Annotated in this window: 15 protein-coding genes and 3 pseudogenes; 6 read left to right on the forward strand and 12 right to left on the reverse strand. The window is 56.8% G+C overall.

Going from position 1 to position 17,287, the window contains the following annotated elements; translation table 11 throughout:
• The first annotated feature begins 34 nt into the window (after window positions 1–34).
• Window positions 35–1,251 (forward strand): IS3 family transposase gene (locus tag ACLI1Q_RS00195; RefSeq protein ID WP_411697013.1). Its coding sequence is split into 2 segments (ribosomal slippage): window positions 35–296 and window positions 296–1,251, totalling 1,218 coding nucleotides; the frame shifts between segments, so codons are not numbered across the junction.
• Between the two features lie 142 nt (window positions 1,252–1,393).
• On the opposite strand, the gene ACLI1Q_RS00200 is transcribed toward ACLI1Q_RS00195, so the two are convergent.
• Both ACLI1Q_RS00200 and ACLI1Q_RS00205 read right to left on the reverse strand, forming a co-directional pair.
• Window positions 1,394–2,631 (reverse strand): IS3 family transposase gene (locus tag ACLI1Q_RS00200; RefSeq protein WP_284853453.1). Its coding sequence is split into 2 segments (ribosomal slippage): window positions 1,394–2,304 and window positions 2,304–2,631, totalling 1,239 coding nucleotides; the frame shifts between segments, so codons are not numbered across the junction.
• A 71-nt stretch (window positions 2,632–2,702) separates the two neighbouring features.
• Window positions 2,703–3,309, reverse strand: a pseudogene (locus ACLI1Q_RS00205) (transposase); the annotation flags it as partial.
• Between the two features lie 114 nt (window positions 3,310–3,423).
• On the opposite strand from ACLI1Q_RS00205, the gene ACLI1Q_RS00210 reads away from it, so the two are divergent.
• Window positions 3,424–4,767 carry an IS256 family transposase gene (locus tag ACLI1Q_RS00210; protein ID WP_023024702.1) on the forward strand — a complete coding sequence of 448 codons (1,344 nt, stop codon included), beginning with the start codon at window positions 3,424–3,426 and terminating at the stop codon, window positions 4,765–4,767.
• Between the two features lie 75 nt (window positions 4,768–4,842).
• On the opposite strand, the gene ACLI1Q_RS00215 is transcribed toward ACLI1Q_RS00210, so the two are convergent.
• The 3 genes from ACLI1Q_RS00215 to ACLI1Q_RS00225 all read right to left on the reverse strand — a co-directional run bounded on the left by ACLI1Q_RS00215 (window position 4,843) and on the right by ACLI1Q_RS00225 (window position 6,921).
• Window positions 4,843–5,436 carry a cadmium resistance transporter gene (locus ACLI1Q_RS00215; protein WP_239269705.1) on the reverse strand — a complete coding sequence of 198 codons (594 nt, stop codon included), beginning with the start codon at window positions 5,434–5,436 and terminating at the stop codon, window positions 4,843–4,845.
• Window positions 5,437–5,796 (reverse strand): Cd(II)/Pb(II)-sensing metalloregulatory transcriptional regulator CmtR, encoded by a 360-nt coding sequence (gene cmtR, locus ACLI1Q_RS00220; RefSeq protein ID WP_023024707.1) that lies wholly within the window; start codon window positions 5,794–5,796, stop codon window positions 5,437–5,439. It abuts the gene before it with no gap.
• Between the two features lie 309 nt (window positions 5,797–6,105).
• Entirely contained in the window at window positions 6,106–6,921 is an 816-nt protein-coding gene (locus ACLI1Q_RS00225; protein WP_411697014.1) for a TIGR02391 family protein, read from the reverse strand.
• A 78-nt stretch (window positions 6,922–6,999) separates the two neighbouring features.
• Between ACLI1Q_RS00225 and ACLI1Q_RS00230 the strand changes: the two are divergent.
• The 4 genes and pseudogenes from ACLI1Q_RS00230 to ACLI1Q_RS00245 form a co-directional block, all read left to right on the forward strand.
• Window positions 7,000–7,198: pseudogene (locus ACLI1Q_RS00230) on the forward strand (hypothetical protein).
• 162 nt (window positions 7,199–7,360) lie between these two features.
• Window positions 7,361–7,813, forward strand: a complete 453-nt coding sequence (locus ACLI1Q_RS00235; RefSeq protein WP_239269703.1) for an IS3 family transposase — start codon at window positions 7,361–7,363, stop codon at window positions 7,811–7,813.
• 40 nt (window positions 7,814–7,853) lie between these two features.
• Entirely contained in the window at window positions 7,854–8,000 is a 147-nt protein-coding gene (locus ACLI1Q_RS00240) for an integrase core domain-containing protein (RefSeq protein ID WP_239269702.1), read from the forward strand.
• Window positions 8,001–8,186: 186 nt separating this feature from the next.
• Window positions 8,187–8,755: pseudogene (locus ACLI1Q_RS00245) on the forward strand (transposase); the annotation flags it as partial.
• A 100-nt stretch (window positions 8,756–8,855) separates the two neighbouring features.
• Here ACLI1Q_RS00245 and crgA read toward each other — a convergent pair.
• The 7 genes from crgA to ACLI1Q_RS00280 form a co-directional block, all read right to left on the reverse strand.
• Window positions 8,856–9,128, reverse strand: coding sequence for a cell division protein CrgA (gene crgA, locus ACLI1Q_RS00250; protein ID WP_411697015.1), 273 nt, complete (start codon window positions 9,126–9,128; stop codon window positions 8,856–8,858).
• Window positions 9,129–9,192: 64 nt separating this feature from the next.
• Window positions 9,193–11,151, reverse strand: a complete 1,959-nt coding sequence (pknB, locus tag ACLI1Q_RS00255; RefSeq protein WP_023024718.1) for a Stk1 family PASTA domain-containing Ser/Thr kinase — start codon at window positions 11,149–11,151, stop codon at window positions 9,193–9,195.
• Window positions 11,152–11,154: 3 nt separating this feature from the next.
• On the reverse strand, window positions 11,155–12,669 hold the full coding sequence (locus tag ACLI1Q_RS00260) for a serine/threonine-protein kinase (RefSeq protein WP_239269700.1): 1,515 nt from the start codon (window positions 12,667–12,669) through the stop codon (window positions 11,155–11,157).
• On the reverse strand, window positions 12,669–14,099 hold the full coding sequence (locus ACLI1Q_RS00265) for a peptidoglycan D,D-transpeptidase FtsI family protein (RefSeq protein ID WP_239269699.1): 1,431 nt from the start codon (window positions 14,097–14,099) through the stop codon (window positions 12,669–12,671). The genes ACLI1Q_RS00260 and ACLI1Q_RS00265 overlap by 1 nt, the downstream gene beginning before the upstream one ends.
• On the reverse strand, window positions 14,096–15,448 hold the full coding sequence (locus tag ACLI1Q_RS00270) for an FtsW/RodA/SpoVE family cell cycle protein (protein ID WP_239269698.1): 1,353 nt from the start codon (window positions 15,446–15,448) through the stop codon (window positions 14,096–14,098). The genes ACLI1Q_RS00265 and ACLI1Q_RS00270 overlap by 4 nt, the downstream gene beginning before the upstream one ends.
• 3 nt (window positions 15,449–15,451) lie before the next feature.
• Window positions 15,452–16,816, reverse strand: coding sequence for a PP2C family protein-serine/threonine phosphatase (locus tag ACLI1Q_RS00275; protein WP_237801249.1), 1,365 nt, complete (start codon window positions 16,814–16,816; stop codon window positions 15,452–15,454).
• Window positions 16,813–17,265 (reverse strand): FHA domain-containing protein, encoded by a 453-nt coding sequence (locus ACLI1Q_RS00280; protein WP_239269696.1) that lies wholly within the window; start codon window positions 17,263–17,265, stop codon window positions 16,813–16,815. Before ACLI1Q_RS00280 ends, ACLI1Q_RS00275 begins: the two co-directional genes overlap by 4 nt.
• Between the last annotated feature and the right edge of the window lie 22 nt (window positions 17,266–17,287).

Here is a 17,287-nt window from a genome sequence, read left to right on the forward strand (position 1 = left end):
CCGATTAGTGCGGATTTTGTGTCCGTAGGAGAGGATGTTCATTGTGAGTCAACAACGCCAGAAATACACGCCGGAGTACCGGCGTGAAGCCGCGAACCTAGTAATCGAATCGCAGCGCCCAATTGCTCATGTAGCGAAAGAAATTGGTGTCGCACCTGGCCTTTTAGGTCGGTGGGTAAAAAATGAGCGTCAACGCCGAGGATCCTCTGATGGGCTAAGCGAGGCTGATCTTCGTGCGGAGAATGCTCGTCTGCGTCGTGAGCTGGCAGAAGCCAAGATGGATAATGAGTTTTTGTCAAAAGCGACAGCCTTCTTCGCCGCAAAGCAACGCGATCAGAAAAGTTCGAGTTAATGCAGCAGGAGAAGGCGAATTTCAGTATCAAGCGCATGGCGCGCTTGTTGAAGGTATCTCGGTCTGGATACTACAAATGGGCCCATATGCAGCAGCAACGCTTATCCGGTAATGATGATCGGACATCTTTTTACGATGATGTTGATCGTAAGATTCATCAGATCTGGAAAGACTCCGATGAGGTCTATGGTGCTCCGCGGATTACCGCAGAACTCGCCGATCGCTACCAGATCAGTGTGAATCGTAAGACTGTGGCTAAGCGGATGCGTCTGATGGGCATTGAAGGGATTTCACCGCGTGCTTTTGTGCCCGTGACAACGATTCAATCTAAACGTAAGTCGAGTCTTCCTGACCTGGTAAAGCGCATGTTTGATACCGGCGAGCTCAATCGAGTATGGATGTCAGACATTACCTACCTGCGAACCGGCGAGGGTTGGTTGTACTTATGCGCAGTTCGCGATGGTCATTCCCGCAGGGTGCTGGGCTGGGCTATGGATAGCGTGCAAGATACATTCCTGGTCGAACGAGCACTGCGGATGGCACATACACTGCGTGGTGACGTTCCTGACGGGCTGGTGTTTCACGCTGACCGGGGAACACAATTTACCAGCGAGCAGCTCTGGGAGGTGTGCCGCAACCTAGGGGTTGCTCAGTCTGTGGGGCGTACTGGGGTGTGTTTCGATAATGCGATGGCTGAGTCGTTCTGGTCGACGCTTAAGACCGAGTTCTACGACCGGAAGCGCTGGCCAACCCGCGATGCTGCGCGTCAGGCTGTGGCTTACTGGATTGAAGTAGTCTACAACCGTCGGCGCCGGCACTCCGCTCTCGGGATGGTCAGCCCCGTCGATTTCGAAAACCACACCAGCCTAACCACCAGCAGAAAAGAAATCGCTGCCTAACCACTAGGTAGCTCCACTACGTGTCCACGATTTGCGGGCAACCCCAACTGGTTATTGAGTGTTCGGCGTTCCTTTGGCACGGGTGTTTTCTCGTTGAGGAATGTTTGGGCCCGAACCCCGGAAAGTGGACACGGGGATTTAATCAAGATGCGATAGTAAGTGTAGCTGATCCGGCGGCTTCGAAGGCGTTCGGCGAGCGATAGCCGCACCACGAGTGCAAGCGCTTGGTGTTGTAGTGCGTGCACCACCGGAACACGTCCCGACGACATACGAGCTGACTTGGGAAAACGGACTCGTCCTGGAGGACTTCCCGTTTCAGCGTGGCGTTGAACGACTCCGCCAACGAGTTGTCCGCGCTCGTCCCGATTGCTCCCATCGACTGGGTGACACCGAATCGTTCACACAGCTTCCGGTATTGCCCAGAGGTATAGACGCTGCCATGATCGGAGTGAAAAATCGCCCCGTCAAGGTTGCCTCGGACCCCGTGGGCCATCGTGAGAGCTTCTTCGACCAACTCCGTGCGCATGTGGTCGGCGATCGCGAAACCGGTCAACTGCCGCGAATAGCAGTCGATGACGGTGGCCAGGTACATATTCGACCCGTCCGCGATCGGCAGGTACGTGATATCGCCGACGTAGATGGTGTTCGGTTTCTCCGCGGTGAACCGGCGTTTCAGCAGGTCGGGCAACTTCGGAGCCCGTTTCGCAGACACGGTGGTCTTCACCCGGCGTTTTTTGGTGTAGCCGAACAGGCCCATCTGGCGCATCAACCTGGCGGTGCGCTTGTGATTGAAAAGGTCGTCGTTGGCTGGATCGGAATTGATGGCCGCCGTCACGCGTTTCGCCCCGTAACAACCGTTCTCGGCCGTGAACACGGCCTTGATCCTCGCTCCCAGCACCGCGTCGTCAAGGACGCGTCGCCGGCGGGCAGGAGCAGCTGATTTCCATTTGTAATACGAGGACCGGTTGATCTTCAAAACCTCACATAACCGCTTGACCTCGTAGAGGCCTCGGTTGTCATCAACGAACCGGAAGCGGTTCACCAGTTCGTCTCTTCCGCGAAATATTTGGCCGCCTTGCGGAGAATCTCTCGTTCCTCCCGGAGCTTGGCGTTTTCGCGTTCCAGCACGCGGATGCGTTCGGCGTCGGAGAGTCCTTCAGCAGGCGTGCGTGCGCTGTTGGCTGCGGCAATGGGGCTGGCGACTTTTTCACCGTTGGCGTTGGTTTTGGTGCCGGTGCCGAAGGCGTCGAGCCAGGTGCGCAGGGAGTTGCGGTTGACCCCGAGATCGGAGGCGATCGCGTTGAGCGTTGCTCCGGGGGTCGACTCGTACAACGAGACTGCGTCGCGCTTGAACTGCTCGGTGTAGGTCTTGCGTGGCATGGTGGAAAGGTACCTCACTTCCCCAGCGAGATGCTGGTTTCAAGGTGTCCACCATCTGGGGGTCAGGTCCTTTTGAATACCTGACCGAAGTCGTGCAGACGTAGCGTCCACTCCCGTGCCTGTTCGAGTGTGGTGACACGGGTTAGTTTCAGCGCCAGTGCGTAGATGGTTTTGCCGGCGTCGGTGCGCGGCCGTGAGGTGGTGTAGCGGCGGATGACGCGTTGCGCATGGACGAGACAACGCTGAATCATCGCGTTTGGCCAGCAGGCTTTAATCGCGGTGAGTGCGCCTTGTCCGACGTCGATGACGACGCAGAGCGGCTCGGCGATTTTGCGAAGAAGCTGCGTGTATGCGTGGACAGTTTCGTGTTTGGTCCAGTGCCAAGCAATGACGTGGTGGCGTCGATGAAGATCTGCTCGTAGACGCGCTGCGGGGCACCGTCGTTGGGGACGTCGATGAGCCAAAACGGTTCAATCGGCGATCAAGTGTCCAACGACTCACCCTTTGTGGCCCGGCGAGTTCAGACAACGTCACTGTGGAGGTGACATAGGAGATGAAGGCTTTAAAGTCGCAGGCCTGAGTGAGATCGGTGCGGGTTCGTGTCGTGGAGCTGCCGCAGTTCGGGTCTTTGCACCGCCACCTGGTTGTGCCTTTGGATGTGGTTCCGTTTTTCTTCATTTGCCCAGCACATACCGGGCATCGTGGTCTGTTTTTACTCACCCGGAAAGCACACCAGAGAGTGTCTGATGGTTTGTGTGTGGGTACCTAACCTGCATGAGGAGATGGACCAGAATGACTACTGTGGCGAGACGAGATCCGGCTGATAAGGCCAAGATTGATGCGATTGAAAAGAAGCTGCTTGCTAATCCTGACATCGCGAAACTGATTGATGACCTAGGCACGTCCACAACGGATGCCAACGACCTAGTTCGCGGCATGTTACAAGCCTCGATTACCAGGGGACTCAACGCTGAAATGGATGCCCACCTGGGCTACGAGTCTGGCGACAGGAGCGCTAAAGCTGCAGCTAGAACAGACAATTACCGCAACGGGTCGTATCCAAAGACCGTGGATTCTAACTGCGGGCCAGTCACCGTTGATGTCCCTCGGGATCGGGCTGGAACATTCTTTCCGACTATGGTCCCTAAAGGTTCTAGGCGCTTGACTGATCTTGATGACATGATCGTCAGCTTGTATGCCGGTGGGATGACAATTAGGGATATCCAGCATCATATGGCAACGGCGATGCGTGTCGATATTTTCCATGAGACGATTTCTGCGGTTACTGACGCCGTGCTCGATGAGGTTATGGTCTGGCAAAACCGCCAGCTAGACGAGTTCTACCCCGTGGTTTTCCTGGACGCGTTGCGCATTAAAGTCCGCGACGACGGCCGAGTAGTCAACAAATCTGCGTACATGGCAATCGGCGTGGATCTCGACGGTATTAAGCACATTTTAGGATTGTGGATTGCCAAGGAAGAAGGCGCTTCATTCTGGGCGCAGGTATGCGCCAACTTTTCTAACCGTGGGGTCAAGGACGTCTTTATCGTCTGCTGTGACGGGCTGAAAGGCCTGCCAGAGGCAGTTGAGGCAACCTGGCCGAACTCTATGGTGCAAACCTGTATCGTGCACCTGATTCGCGCCGCTAACCGGTGGGTAGCCTACGGGGATCGCCGGGGCGTATCAGCCGCGTTGAAAAAGATTTACACTGCCACGGACGAGCCCACAGCACAGGTTGCTTTAGACGAATTTGAAGCCTCCGAGCTGGGTGAGAAATATCCCCGCTCAGTCAAGGTCTGGCGTGATGCGTGGGCGCGTTTCGTACCGTTTCTGCAGTTCCCACCAGCAGCCAGGAAGGTCATCTATACGACGAATTCCATTGAGTCGTTTAACAACCAATTGCGTAAAGCTACTCGCAACAGGGTGCAGTTCACCAACGATGAATCCGCGCTCAAGACGCTGTGGTTGATGATCTGCAATATTGAAGACAAACGAGCTGTAAAGAGAGCCAAGCAGGGCAAACGAGTCTCAAGAACAGCCGGCAGACTCATGGAAGGAGCCCGAGTTTCTGGCTGGAAACAAGCCATCAACCAGATGGCCGTGGCTTTTCCCGACCGCTTCGACAAATACCTATAAACCTAGCCCCACACACAAACAACTTGACACGCTCGGAAACCTAGAGAGGCCCTAGCAGCACGGGGGATGAGTTTATTAAAGGCCGAAGGCGCCGCCGCTGACGAGGATGAAGGTACCCAGGCCGATCAAGACGATAGGGAACAGCACATGCTCCCAGCGTTCGAGAATCTCCGCGATGGGCGGACGGGTGGCCACGAACTTCGCCAACAGGACCAGGCCCGCCACCAGAATCAGAAAGACAACGCAGTAGATGATAACGGTGGCGGTATCCACGTTGAGAAAAACCGGGACATAGACGCCGATATTGTCGCCACCGTTGGCAAAGGTCACCCCGGCGACGGTCAAGACGCTTACGTTCTTTCCGCTGACTTTCGCGTCATCGTCGTCATCGTCTCCCCGCCAGGCTTGCCAGGCCGCCCACAGCCCCAGGGCCAGGGGGATTAGCCCGAAGTAGGGGATCGCCTCGGTGGGCAGGAAGGCATCCGCCCCTAGGGTGACCAGAATCGTGGCTGCGAGGATGCCCGCGAAACCAAGATACTGCCCGGCCAGGATCCGAAGTGTGGTCCCTGCTTGGCCGGCCCCACGGGCGAAGAACAGCGAGAGCACGATGATGTCGTCGATATTGGTGGCGATAAACAGACCAACCGCCCCCAGGAGACCAGTTACCACTTACCTGTTCCCCTCTCCGGTGGCACACCCGGGCACGTCACATGCCGAGTCAATACACGGGGCATTTTCGTCGGCAGCCAGAGTGGTATCTAGCAGTGAGTTCAACGCTTGGACAAGATGGGCGTCGACGATCTCGTAGCGGGTCTTCCTCCCCTGCGGTTCTGCGACCACAATTCCGCAGTCCCGTAGGCAAGTGAGGTGGTTCGACACATTTGACCGCGTCAGTTCCAGTTCCCGGGCGAGAGCGGCCGGGTAGGCCGGGCCGCCCAGCAGGGTCAGGAGAATACGGGATCGGGTGGGATCGGCCATCGCCCGACCCAATCGGTTCATCACGTCCAAGCGCGAAGCAATAGTCAGCATGTACTGGACTATACAGCGTCTGCTGAACTGTTGCAACGAGGGGCGAACGTCGGCCCGACGGTGATGTGTGGGACACCAGCATCCTTCGGTACTGTCTGTGTCGAATTCGTTCGTCTATGAACAGCAGGCTGCCGCAAGGGTCACTCAGGCGGCCGAGGCCTCTGTTCCGGACAAGGACAAGGAGCAATCCGCGGGGCTGCCCCCACGAGCGTCAAGAAGAAAGCGTAACTGGCCGGCTGTCAGGGACGCCACCGCCTCCCACCCCTGACATATTGCCTTAGGGGTGGCGGTAATTCGACCATCCGCAGCTTAGGCTTGGCCCTTCAGCCAACTCCTGTCGATGACCCGGTGTGCATAGGAGATCATCGCCATGGCGTCGAGAAAATCTTGTCCCTTTTCTTCCGATCCCAGACGTGCGCGATGGGCGCGATCGTTACGAAGGTGTCCGTAGATTCCGTTGAGTAGATGGATGAATCCGAAATGCTCGGCCTCATCTGCTGGGCTGGAGAAATCGTTTATGAATCGTGGCCCAGGGTTATTGCGTGTACCGAACACGTACTGAGTGAGCTTCTCTCCGTCAAGCGCGCAGTCTGCGGGCCGGATACGTTCCATCAGTGACTTTGTCGCTTCGGTTACAGCATGGAACATCGACTGATTAATCAGTTCTTCTTCACAAAATCTCAGCGCCTCGGGATGAGTGCCGCGCAAGACAAGCTTCTCTTTTATCCGCCTGGTCAGGGCGTCGGCGCCGATGACGCCTTCACCTGTAGGGACGATGTGCCCCTCCGCGGTGACGCTGAACCGATAGGTGCGAAGGATTGTGTCGACGTTGGAGATGATCCGTTGACGCTTCTGTGGCCCCTTCAAGAACCGGGCTGGAGCTAGAGCCTCTGAAACAAAACGTGCCAGTGGCCCGCTCGACTCAGCGGATTGTTGCTCGTTCATCAAGGCGTGGTAGGCGATATCAGTCTTGGAGGAAAAACCCTCGAGCACCGTGATACCGGCCGCGGCGAAGACATTATGCATCTCCGTAGCTGAGATTCCCTCCCCTCCTGCCACGAGTGCCTTGCAGAGTGCGCGTGTCAGAGCGGGGTTAGCAACTGGAAGGTTATTTTTAGAAAGCATGCTATGAATTTAGCGAGTGCGTCCCAGCATGTGTCACCGGATAGGGAAGAGTGCGCAGTTTCTGGCACGCTGTTTGAAGTGTCCCAGGTTTTGTTCCGTTTGAGTAGATGGGAAAATCTGGAACATGCCGAGAAAATTTGACCAGGATGCAAAGGACCGAGTGGTCCGTCTTGTAGAGGACCGCATCGTGGCGGAAAATATGTCGATGCACCCCGCGTGCCAGGCAGTAGCCCCAAAGCTGGGGGTTTCATGGCACACGGCTCGTCAATGGACTTAAGCCTGCCCGCCGTGCGGGAAACATCCCAGAACCTGTGCCTGAAAATGTGGCCGCCGAAAACGCGAGGCTGCGCCGTGAAAATCACCAGCTACGCGACACTAATGAGCTGCTGAAGGCCGCGTCAGCTTTTTCGCCTCATGACTCGACCCGAAACGTTAAGAAATGATCCGGTTCATCGATGACTACCGGAGCAGTTTCTCTGTCGAGTTCATTTGTAAGACGTTGAAGAATAACCGGGCTGGTGGGTTTATCACCTCGCGTGGTTATCGCCAGTTCAAGGCCCGTGGATTAAGCGCTCGTCGCCTTCGCGATACTATGTTGGTTGAACGCATTAGTGCTGTTCATAGAGATAATTACGGTGTCTACGGCGTGCGGAAAATGTGGCATGCTCTCCGCCGTGACGGAATCGATATCGGCCGTGAACACGCTACCCGACTGATGCGCCTGGCTGGCGTTTCTGGCAAAGGCAAAGGCGGATCACCAATCACAATCCGAAAAGCTAACGTGCCTGATTTGCGCCCAGATTTGGTCGAGCGTGAATTTAAAGCTCAAGGACCGAATAAGCTGTGGGTGGCCGACATTACCTACGTGCGCACGAAGAAAGGCTTTGTGTAGAACGTGAGCTGCTGTGCGTGGCAGGCCTCGGGTGTTACGTATGGATAACGGCCCGGAGTTCATCAGCCGTGAGCTGGCTAGTTGGGCTGCTAAGCAAGACACTGTCGAGGCGTTCATCCCACTGGGGATGCCATGGCATAACGGGTTTGTGGAGTCCTTCCACAACCGGCTACGCGACGAGCTGTGAGAGGACGAGATGTTCGACGACCCCGCCCATGCGTCGCGTTGCCTGCGACTGTGGTCGAAGCGCTATAATACCTATTATCCTCATTCGAGCCTAGGGTTTATCCCGCCGACTGAGTACGCCAACCAATGGCACCAAACCCAGGAAGGCACTCAAACCGCCCGGTCTTAAAAACCAGCCTGGCCCACCCGCGGACTTGATGATGTCTACCTCACTACCAGTGATGCCCATTTAGGTATCCAGCACGCGATTAGTGACGTGTTACTGAATGCGTCCTGGCAACGATGTCGAACCCATTTCGCCAAAAACCTATCGTCGATGGTGCCCAAGACGCAGTGGCCAACCCTATCGGCGATGTTTCATACGGTACTCCAGCAGCAAGATTCGGAATCGGTGTGGTCCCAAGCCACAGAGGTCGTGGCGTTTTGCCAGCAGAAGTTCCACACGTTGCTAACTACCTGGAAGAAGCCCTCGACGAACTATTGGCGTTTACAAACGCGCTGGCATCAGTGTGGAAGAAAGACTGGCCGAATAATCCCGCTGAACGGCTCAATCGTGAAATCTGGTGACGTACAGATGTCGTCGGCATCTTCCCCAATCTTGACGCTGTGGTGCGCCTTGTCTGTGCGGTCTTGGCTGAACAACATGATGACTGGATTCAGCAAAACCGCTACATGTCGCTAACGAGCCTGGAACAGACCAAAGCGTTGATCACCGTCAACGTCATTGACGCTGACACCTCCAAGGAAGTCGCGTGAACCAGTTAGAGCACCGGGTACGTGCTGACCCCCTGAGCCCATAACACTGCTTGTTTCAACGAAAGGCAGAAACACCACTCAAACAGACTTGACCAGCGGCCTAGCGCCAGCCCATGGTCATGAGCAGGCCAATGAGGGCGAGGCCGAAGCCAATCCCGTAGTTCCAACCGCTGAGCTCCGCCATGAAGGGGATGGATTTACCGGCGAGGTAATTGACCACGAGCCACAGCAGGCCAATGACCATCAGGCCAAGCATGATGGCCACGTACCATTTCGGGGTGCCTTCAGAGTTGATTTTGACCGGGGTGCGGTTTGCCCCAGAAGAGCTCGATACCTGGGTGGCAGAGCTCTGGGTGATCTTTGACTTTGGCATAAGAGACCTTCTCTAGATTTCAGTTCTTATCTCAGTGCTTACTGATGAATTACGATACCAGCAGCTATGGCTGCGGCAGGAGCGCCGAGGCTTCGAATTTCCAGATGCGAACCTCCACGTCCTGATCCTTGCGGATGGTATCGCCGGGATTAGTGGACGCCCAACCGATCTTATTGCTATCGACCAACGCGCCGGTGGGAATTGGCTCGCCCACGCGCAGCTCGCCATCCCAGCCCGCCTGACGCAGGGCATTCTCGGCTTGTCCTTGGTTCTTGTGCATGATCTCTGGTGCCTTCATGAGCATCCCATTGGATACCTCAATGGTGACAGTCTGGCCCTTTTCCAGCTGAGCGCCCTGGTTGGAGACGTTAAGCACGGTGCCTTCCGGCTCTAAGGAATCGACTTCCCGGACATTGACGTCGAAGTCATTGGCTTCGAGGCGGCTGCGCGCATCCTCCTCGTTCAAGCCAGCGACATCAGGAACGCGCTTCTTTTCGATGCCCTTAGACACCGTCACCCGGACCTTTGATCCCTTGGACAATTGGGTACCACCCGCGGGGTTCTGCTGAATTACCTCGCCGGCGGGGGCCTCATCATTGCGCTCAGAAATATCCGAGTTCAGCTCCAAGCCTGCCTCTCCCAAAACCTGCGCGGCCTGATCCAAGTTCATGCCGGTGATATCTGGGACATCGATGATTTCCTTGCCGGAAGAAACGGTCAAGGTCACCGAGGCATTCTTCTGCAATTCCGAACCAGGGGCCGGATTAATGCGAATCGCATTATTGCGATCGATATCGGGGTTAGCTTCCTCGTTCACGGTGACGAGAAGTCCCAAGTCCTCGAGCTCCTTGACCACTTCATTGCGCGGGCGGTTTTCTACCTCCGGCACGATGACGCTATTGTGCTCCGCCACCTCGGTTTGGTTTCGACCGTTCCGGTTATCGTCATCGTCGCTACTCCAGAAATCCCAGGCAAAATAGCCCAAGATGGCGATCAACAGCGCGACGAGAAGCAGCGCGAGCCACTTCATCCAGCCGCCGCTTTCGTCCTCTTCGGTAGGACGCGTCGATTCGATCGGTGCCCGGTGGGACGCAGCCGCAGGGGCAGTAGAAGTGGCCGGTGCGGGCATCGCCGTCGTGGCATCATCTTCGTTTACGTGCATGCGAGCAGCATTGGTGACCTGGCCACCCCGCAGGCGGTCCAAATCGCCGGCCATCTCCCAGGCGGACTGGTAGCGGTCCGCGGGGTGCTTGGCCATCGCGGTCAGTACCACCGCATCGATATTGACCCGCTGGGTGGGGGTCAACGAGGGATCATCGATAAGCTCCGAAGGCGGGGTCGGTTCCTCCTGCACGTGCTGGTAGGCCACGGCAAAGGGGGTTTCGCCTTCGAATGGGGTGCGGCCGGTGAGCACCTCGTACATGACGCAGCCCAGCGCATAGACATCGGAACGCGCATCGGCGTGTTTGCCGCGCGCCTGCTCCGGGGAGAGGTACTGAGCGGTACCGATAACGGCAGAAGTCTGGGTCATCGCTGAAGTTGAATCGTCCAATGCACGAGCGATGCCAAAGTCCATCACCTTCACCTGGCCGGTGTTGGTGAGCATGATATTCGCCGGTTTGATATCGCGGTGAATGATTCCCGCCTCATGGGATGCCTGCAGAGCCTCAGCAACCGGCTTGAGGATTTCCGCCGCCTCTTGGGCGGGCAGCGGGCCATCTTCGCGAATAATATCGCGCAGCGTGGCCCCGTTGACCCTTTCCATGACGATATATGGGATGGTCATGCCATCCATCTCGGTCTCACCGGTGTCATACACCGCCACGATATTGGGATGGTTTAATTTGCCTGAGTTCTGTGCCTCGCGGTAGAAGCGCTCGCGGAAGTTGATATCGCGAGCCATCTCCGTGCGCAGCATTTTTACCGCTACTTGCCGGCCTAAAGTGGTGTCTTCTGCGGCAAATACCTCGGACATGCCGCCGGAGCCGATGATCTCACCGAGCCGGTACCGGTCATTGACCATGGCTTAGTCACCATCCTGTCTTAATAAATCAGATAAATCCCCAGGAAGTTCATCGGGCTGTGAGTTTACTGTGTTTTTCTGCTCAGGTGTATTTTCGACGTGCGTCTCCTGCGGCTGGCGCTGCTGGGGCTGACGCTGCTGCGTCGGAGCATTCGGACGCTGCTGGTTTCGCGTCGGAGCCTGCTGGTTCGGGGTCTGCTGCTGCCGGCGATTATCACGCGGCGCCTGATTGCCTTCCTGATCCGTGGGTTCTGTCTCCGTTACCGTCACTTCTTGCGGCGTCTCGTTCGTACCTTCGTCCTCTTCCAGGGTTTCTACCTGCGTGGTTGTGGGATCCCGGTATTCGGTGACCACGGAAGTTTCCTGGGTAGACGAAGGCTCGCTGTCGCCACCCTCGCTACTCATGAGGTTCATGATGGCGTAGCCGGCCGCGGCAAGCAGGGCGATGGCCGCGACGATACCCAGACCCTTGAGGAAAGACTTCCCGCCCTTCGAATCATTGACCGGAGCTGGTGCTGCCTTGCGTTGCGGCGCGGAAGCACTCGCCGCCGTCCCCGCCGCCGGATGAATGGTGGTGGGCTGGGCGACATCGGCAAGCATCTCGGTCGACGCCGAAGGCGAAGGCTCTGGGGCCTGCTGGTGGGGCGGAATGGACTTGGGCTGCGGCGGGCGCTTGCCCAGGCGCACATCGGATACCGCGACCGTGAACTCATTGCCATCGGCATAGCGGGTATTGGGATCCTTGCGCAGAGCGATGCGGATGAGCTCGCGCGCCGGGGCACTGATCGTGGTCGACAGCGGTTCAGGCTCTTGGTTGATGTGGGCAAGAGCAATGGACACGGAGGAATCGCCCGAAAAGGGGCGCTTGCCGCCGAGCATCTCGTAGCCTACGACGCCGAGCGAATAGATATCCGAGGCAGGGGTGACCTCCTTGCCCTGCGCTTGCTCAGGCGAAACGTACTGGGCGGTACCTACCACCATGCCGGTGCGCGTGAGCGGTACCGAGGCAGCCGCCTTGGCGATGCCAAAGTCCGTGATCTTTACCTGCCCATTCTGGGTAATCATCAGGTTGCCGGGCTTAATATCGCGGTGCACCAAGCCCATCCGGTGGATAATGGATAGGCCATGGCCCGCCTGCTCAAGCACGTCCAGCGCGAGTTCTTCTTGCAAGGTGTTCTCGCGCGCGAGCAGATCCGCGAGGGATTCGCCCCGCACGTATTCCAAGGCCATGAAGCAGAACTTGCGGCCATTATCTTCCAGCTCGCGGTAGTCATACGTGGCCACCACGTTATCGGACTGGATAGATTCAGCGGATTCCGCTTCATTGCGGAAGCGGGAGAGGAATTCCTGGTTATCAGAAAACTCCGGCCGCAAAACCTTGATGGCTACTTCGCGGTCATTACGAGTGTCATCGGCAAGCCACACCGTGGACATGCCACCGTGGCCAATGATCCACTGCAGTTCGTAGTCGCTGCCGATGAGTTCCTGGAGATGGTCTTTGTTCTCGGTATTCTTCATTACTGTTCCCCCTGGTATGCGCTCAGGATGGCACGACCAATTGGGCCAGAGACTCTGCCGCCCGTTGCGGATTCGCCCAAGTTACCGCCGTTCTTGACGACGACCCCGACGGCAATATCGCGGTCCGGATCAAAGGCCACGTACCACACGTGCGGAGCCAAGCCTTCGCCGTGCTCGGCGGTACCGGTCTTGGATGCGAAGCCATTGCCGTCGTAGCCCCACGAAGAACGCTCGGAGGCAAACATCAAGTCCTTAATGGTCGATGCAGTCTCTTCCGTGACGGCCTCATCGGCCTTCTTGGGCTTCGTAGTGCGGATTTCCTTCATCTGGGCATCGGTAATGCGATTGACTAGGTAAGGCTCCATGCGCGTGCCCTTATTGGCCACGGTGCCGGCCATGACTGCCGCCTGCAACGCGCTCATGGTGACATCGCGCTGGCCGATGGCCGATTGCGCCGTCGCCGCACCATCCGGAAGGTCACCCAAGGTACCCGCGGAAGAAGAGACACCCAAGTCGTACTTCTTGCCGATGCCGAAAGCCTCCGCGTACTTGCGCAGCTCATCCGCGCCGATCTGCTCAGACATCTGCACAAATGCGGTATTACACGAGAGTGCGAAGGCGGTCTGCAGAGTCACGGAATCCTGACCGTTGCACTTTTCATTGCCGTAGTTCGTCAGCTCCGTGACGGTATCCGGCAAGGTAATCACGTTGGAACCGGTGAGGCTCGACGAAGGGTTGTATCCATTATTCAATCCGGCTGCAGTCGTAATGATCTTGAAAATAGATCCCGGTGGCAAGGTATCCGCCGCTGCGTGATTGACCAGTGGCTGACCGGCCTGTTCCTGCAAACCTGTCCAGGCCTCATCAGCGGACTCGCCCACCAGTGAATTAGGGTTAAAGCCTGGGTTGGAGGCCATGGCCAAGATCTTGCCCGTCGACGGCTGGATGGCCACAGCCGAACCTTCGTATCCGGGACCCGCCAACTGGTCATACGCGGCCTGCTGCAATGCCGGATCGATGGTGACTTCTACATTGGCTCCCTTGGTGGGCTTATTCGCGATGGTATCGAGCCAATGCTGCTTGAACAGGGAATCATCCGTGCCATTGAGAATTTCATTTTGCGAAGATTCCAATTCCGAAGCACCAAATTGGCTGGACAAGTAGCCAGTGATATTGCCAAAAGCGGGCGAATCGATGGGATAAGACCGGGAGTAGGTCTCATCAGGATTTTCCGTGGATTGCGCCAGCACCGTATTCCCGGAATAGATCTGGCCGCGCGGGGTGTTCTGCAGCTCAATAAACCCGCGCGAGTTCTTAGCATTATGCGCGTATTTATCGTCCGAAAATGCCTGAATGACCGTCAGGTTCACCAACAGAACCGCGGTCAAGATGATGGCAAATAGGGATACTAGGCGGATGGATTTGTTCATCGGTAAGCCTCCTGAACCGACGGGAACATGGAGGTGTCACTCGGAGCATTGCTCGAGTTCTCCTGCATGGGTCGGCGAGCTGCGTTAGAGATCCGCAGCAAAATCGCCAACAGTACATAATTAGCCATGAGAGAGGAACCACCGGCGGACATGAAAGGAGTGGTCAAGCCGGTCATCGGCAGCAGGGCGGAAATGCCACCGGTGACGACGAAGACCTGTACCGCCAAAGTAAGAGAAAGGCCTGAAGCGACCAGTTTGCCGTACGTATCGCGGGTACGCAACGCGGTATTGAATCCGCGGGTCACCAACATGCCAAAGAGGATCAAAACGGCAGCTAGACCAATCAACCCCAATTCCTCACCGATGGCGGCGAGGATGAAATCTGAGTGTGCCACCGGCACCAATTCGGGGTGTCCTTGGCCCAAGCCGCTGCCGGAAATGCCGCCGGATGATAAGCCAAAGAGGGACTGGGACAGTTGGAAGCCAGTGACATCATAATTTGCTAGCGGATCCAAGAAGTTGGAGAAACGCTGCTGGATCTTTTCAGAAACTTGGTAAATGCCAAAGCCGCCGATACCGACGAGGATGAGGCCGATAAATAGCCAACTGACCCGGCCGGTAGCCATAAATAGCATGCCCAGCACCGTGCTGAAGAGCAGCAGCGCCGGACCAAAGTCATTGGAAATTCCCATGATGATGATGGCGATGGCCCACACGATGAGAATGGGGGCGAGGTCGCGCAAGCGGGGCAGGGAAATCCCTAGGAAGCGATACCCAGCCACAGTAAAGAGGGACCGCTTCTGCGTCAGCAGCATGGCAAAGAATAAGATCAGCATGATCTTGGAGAACTCACCCGGCTGGATGGAAAAGGGCCCGAAATTCAGCCAAATGCGAGCTTCAACGTCATCAGGTTGTGGCCACACCAACGGCAGCGCCAACAGTACGAGGCCAGCCGCGCCCAAGATATAGGAATAGCGGGTGAGTGACCGATGGTCCTTGACAACCGCCAGGACCAGCACAAAGAGCACGAGGCCAACGACGGTCCACATGACCTGGCGGACCGCGAGACCCCGATCATTGACCAAATCCAGGCGGGCCAAAACGATAAGCCCAATGCCATTAAGGATGGCAACGATAGGCAACATGATCTGGTCCGCGTAGGGCGCCAAGAAGCACATTGCCAAGTGGGCAATGGTAAAGACACCAATGAATCCACCGATGAGGTAGATCAGGTCCGTCGTGAGCGCATTATCTTGCGACAGCTCCAAACTGACCAAGGTAATGGCAAAGACAGCCGCGGCGAGAATAAGGAGGCCGAGTTCGATTCTTCGGCTAAAAAACTTCTGCATCAGCTACACCTCCCTACAAGTGACCCCAGGTTTGTTTTCCTTGGTGTCTTTATTATCTTTTTGGCTCGGCGCAGTGATACATGGCTTGAGTGCCTTTTCACCCAGGTCATTAATCTGATCCTGAACCTCGCTCAGATCACCGGCGGAAATGTGGTTGACCGCGCCGCGCTCAGACTCGGGCAGGTCAGAGACCTTCAGCGGGGTGAAGTCTCCCTTGCACTTCTGTGCAGAAAACAGCAAGGAGTTCTTGTCATTAATGCACACGTATTGGTGCGTGGAGCTTAAATCCTTGCCAAATACGGAATAATCCGCGCCCTTCAGGATGGTGATTTCCTGGGCATCGTTGGTCTCGGCGTAGTAATTATTGGACAAGAAGTTCTTGACCCACAGCCCCGCGCCGATAACGAGCGCCAAGATGATGATGAGCGCGATGAGGACCTTCCACCCGACTTTTCGTCGAGAAGGCTCGTCCTCTGCCTCTTCTTCATCGGAGTCCTTAGCCGCATTGTCTTCATCGGCCATGACGGCCGGCGGAATCACCTGGGGTTTACGGGTGAGTTTGGCGGCGCGTGATGCAGAAGAATCCGGGTGCGTGGGTTCTTCTACCGAACCTGCCAACGCACCGACGCGGAATGGTTCGTGGGTGGCGGGTTTTTCTTCCGTAACCTCACCGATGACGACCGTGACATTGTCCGGTCCGCCCGAACGTATGGCGAGATCCACGAGGGTGGAGCCCGCTTGTTCGATGCTTCCCTGGCCAAGGGCAGTCTCAATCGTGGAAGCCGTAACCGGGTCCGAAAGCCCATCCGAGCACAGCAGGATGCGGTCTCCCGCCTTGGCTTCGAACGTGAAGAGCGTCGGCTCCACCGCACGGCCGGTATAGGCCTTCAAGATGAGGGACTTTTGTGGGTGGGAAGAAACATCTTCTGCAGCCAGCTCGCCCTTATCCACCAAGGACTGCACATAGGTATCGTCCTTGGTGATTTGCTCGAGCTTGCCATCGCGCAGCAAATAAGCGCGCGAATCGCCCACATGGCAAACACCAAAGGTGGTGCCATTGAACAGCATCGTGGACAGCGTCGTGCCCATGCCTTCGGTCTCAGGGTGGGCGGTGACGTGCTCGCTGATGGCCTCATTGGCGTCATCGGCAGCAGCCGCAAGGAGCGCCTCCGTGTCCTCCTTACCCGGATCCTGATCCAAGATTTCGAGGTGGTTGACCATGAGTTGGGAGGCGACCTCACCCGCGGCATGCCCGCCCATGCCATCGGCCAAAATCAGCAGGTGGGATCCGGCGTATCCGGAGTCCTCATTATTTCCGCGGATAAGCCCGCGGTCCGACTTGGCAAAAAAGTTTAGCTTCAGTGTCATGCGTTCAACCTCACGGTAGTGCGGCCTAGCTTAATTTCGGAGTTCGCGCCGACTACCTCAGGTTGGTCGATGCGCACACCATTGACGAGGGTTCCGTTGCGCGATTCCAAATCCTCCACTACCCACTCGCTGCCGCGGCGAAATAGGCGTGCATGATGGCCGGAGGAGTAATCATCCCCAGTGACAAAATCACAGTCGGCGGCACGTCCCAAGGTACATTCCTCGAGCGTGCCCAAATCCATGTGGGATCCCTGCAAGGGGCCCTCCACAATAGAAAGCTGCTTTACCGCAGCGTGACTGCGCGGGGACGCACCCATTTTTGACGACTGTGGCATAGCACCTGCGGATTTATTGGTATCCCGCCGCATGGCATTCAAGGCCACCAGGACAAATACCCACAAAAGAGCCAATAAGCCGATGCGAAGCGCCAGCATGATGACTGCATCCATGGCGGCCTCCCTTCCTCAGTGT

Origin of the sequence: Corynebacterium limaceinasi (genome assembly GCF_046717465.1) — a bacterium.
In the GTDB taxonomy this organism is placed as follows: Bacteria; Actinomycetota; Actinomycetes; order Mycobacteriales; family Mycobacteriaceae; genus Corynebacterium.

Bases quoted from the DNA above. Each gene is read 5' to 3' on its own strand.
- ACLI1Q_RS00210 (WP_023024702.1), top strand. From the start codon at position 3,424: ATGACTACTGTGGCGAGACGAGATCCGGCTGATAAGGCCAAGATTGAT.
- cmtR (WP_023024707.1), bottom strand. From the start codon at position 5,796: ATGCTGACTATTGCTTCGCGCTTGGACGTGATGAACCGATTGGGTCGG.
- ACLI1Q_RS00225 (WP_411697014.1), bottom strand. From the start codon at position 6,921: ATGCTTTCTAAAAATAACCTTCCAGTTGCTAACCCCGCTCTGACACGC.
- ACLI1Q_RS00235 (WP_239269703.1), top strand. From the start codon at position 7,361: ATGATCCGGTTCATCGATGACTACCGGAGCAGTTTCTCTGTCGAGTTC.
- ACLI1Q_RS00240 (WP_239269702.1), top strand. From the start codon at position 7,854: ATGGATAACGGCCCGGAGTTCATCAGCCGTGAGCTGGCTAGTTGGGCT.
- crgA (WP_411697015.1), bottom strand. From the start codon at position 9,128: ATGCCAAAGTCAAAGATCACCCAGAGCTCTGCCACCCAGGTATCGAGC.
- pknB (WP_023024718.1), bottom strand. From the start codon at position 11,151: ATGGTCAATGACCGGTACCGGCTCGGTGAGATCATCGGCTCCGGCGGC.
- ACLI1Q_RS00260 (WP_239269700.1), bottom strand. From the start codon at position 12,669: ATGAAGAATACCGAGAACAAAGACCATCTCCAGGAACTCATCGGCAGC.
- ACLI1Q_RS00265 (WP_239269699.1), bottom strand. From the start codon at position 14,099: ATGAACAAATCCATCCGCCTAGTATCCCTATTTGCCATCATCTTGACC.
- ACLI1Q_RS00270 (WP_239269698.1), bottom strand. From the start codon at position 15,448: ATGCAGAAGTTTTTTAGCCGAAGAATCGAACTCGGCCTCCTTATTCTC.
- ACLI1Q_RS00275 (WP_237801249.1), bottom strand. From the start codon at position 16,816: ATGACACTGAAGCTAAACTTTTTTGCCAAGTCGGACCGCGGGCTTATC.
- ACLI1Q_RS00280 (WP_239269696.1), bottom strand. From the start codon at position 17,265: ATGGATGCAGTCATCATGCTGGCGCTTCGCATCGGCTTATTGGCTCTT.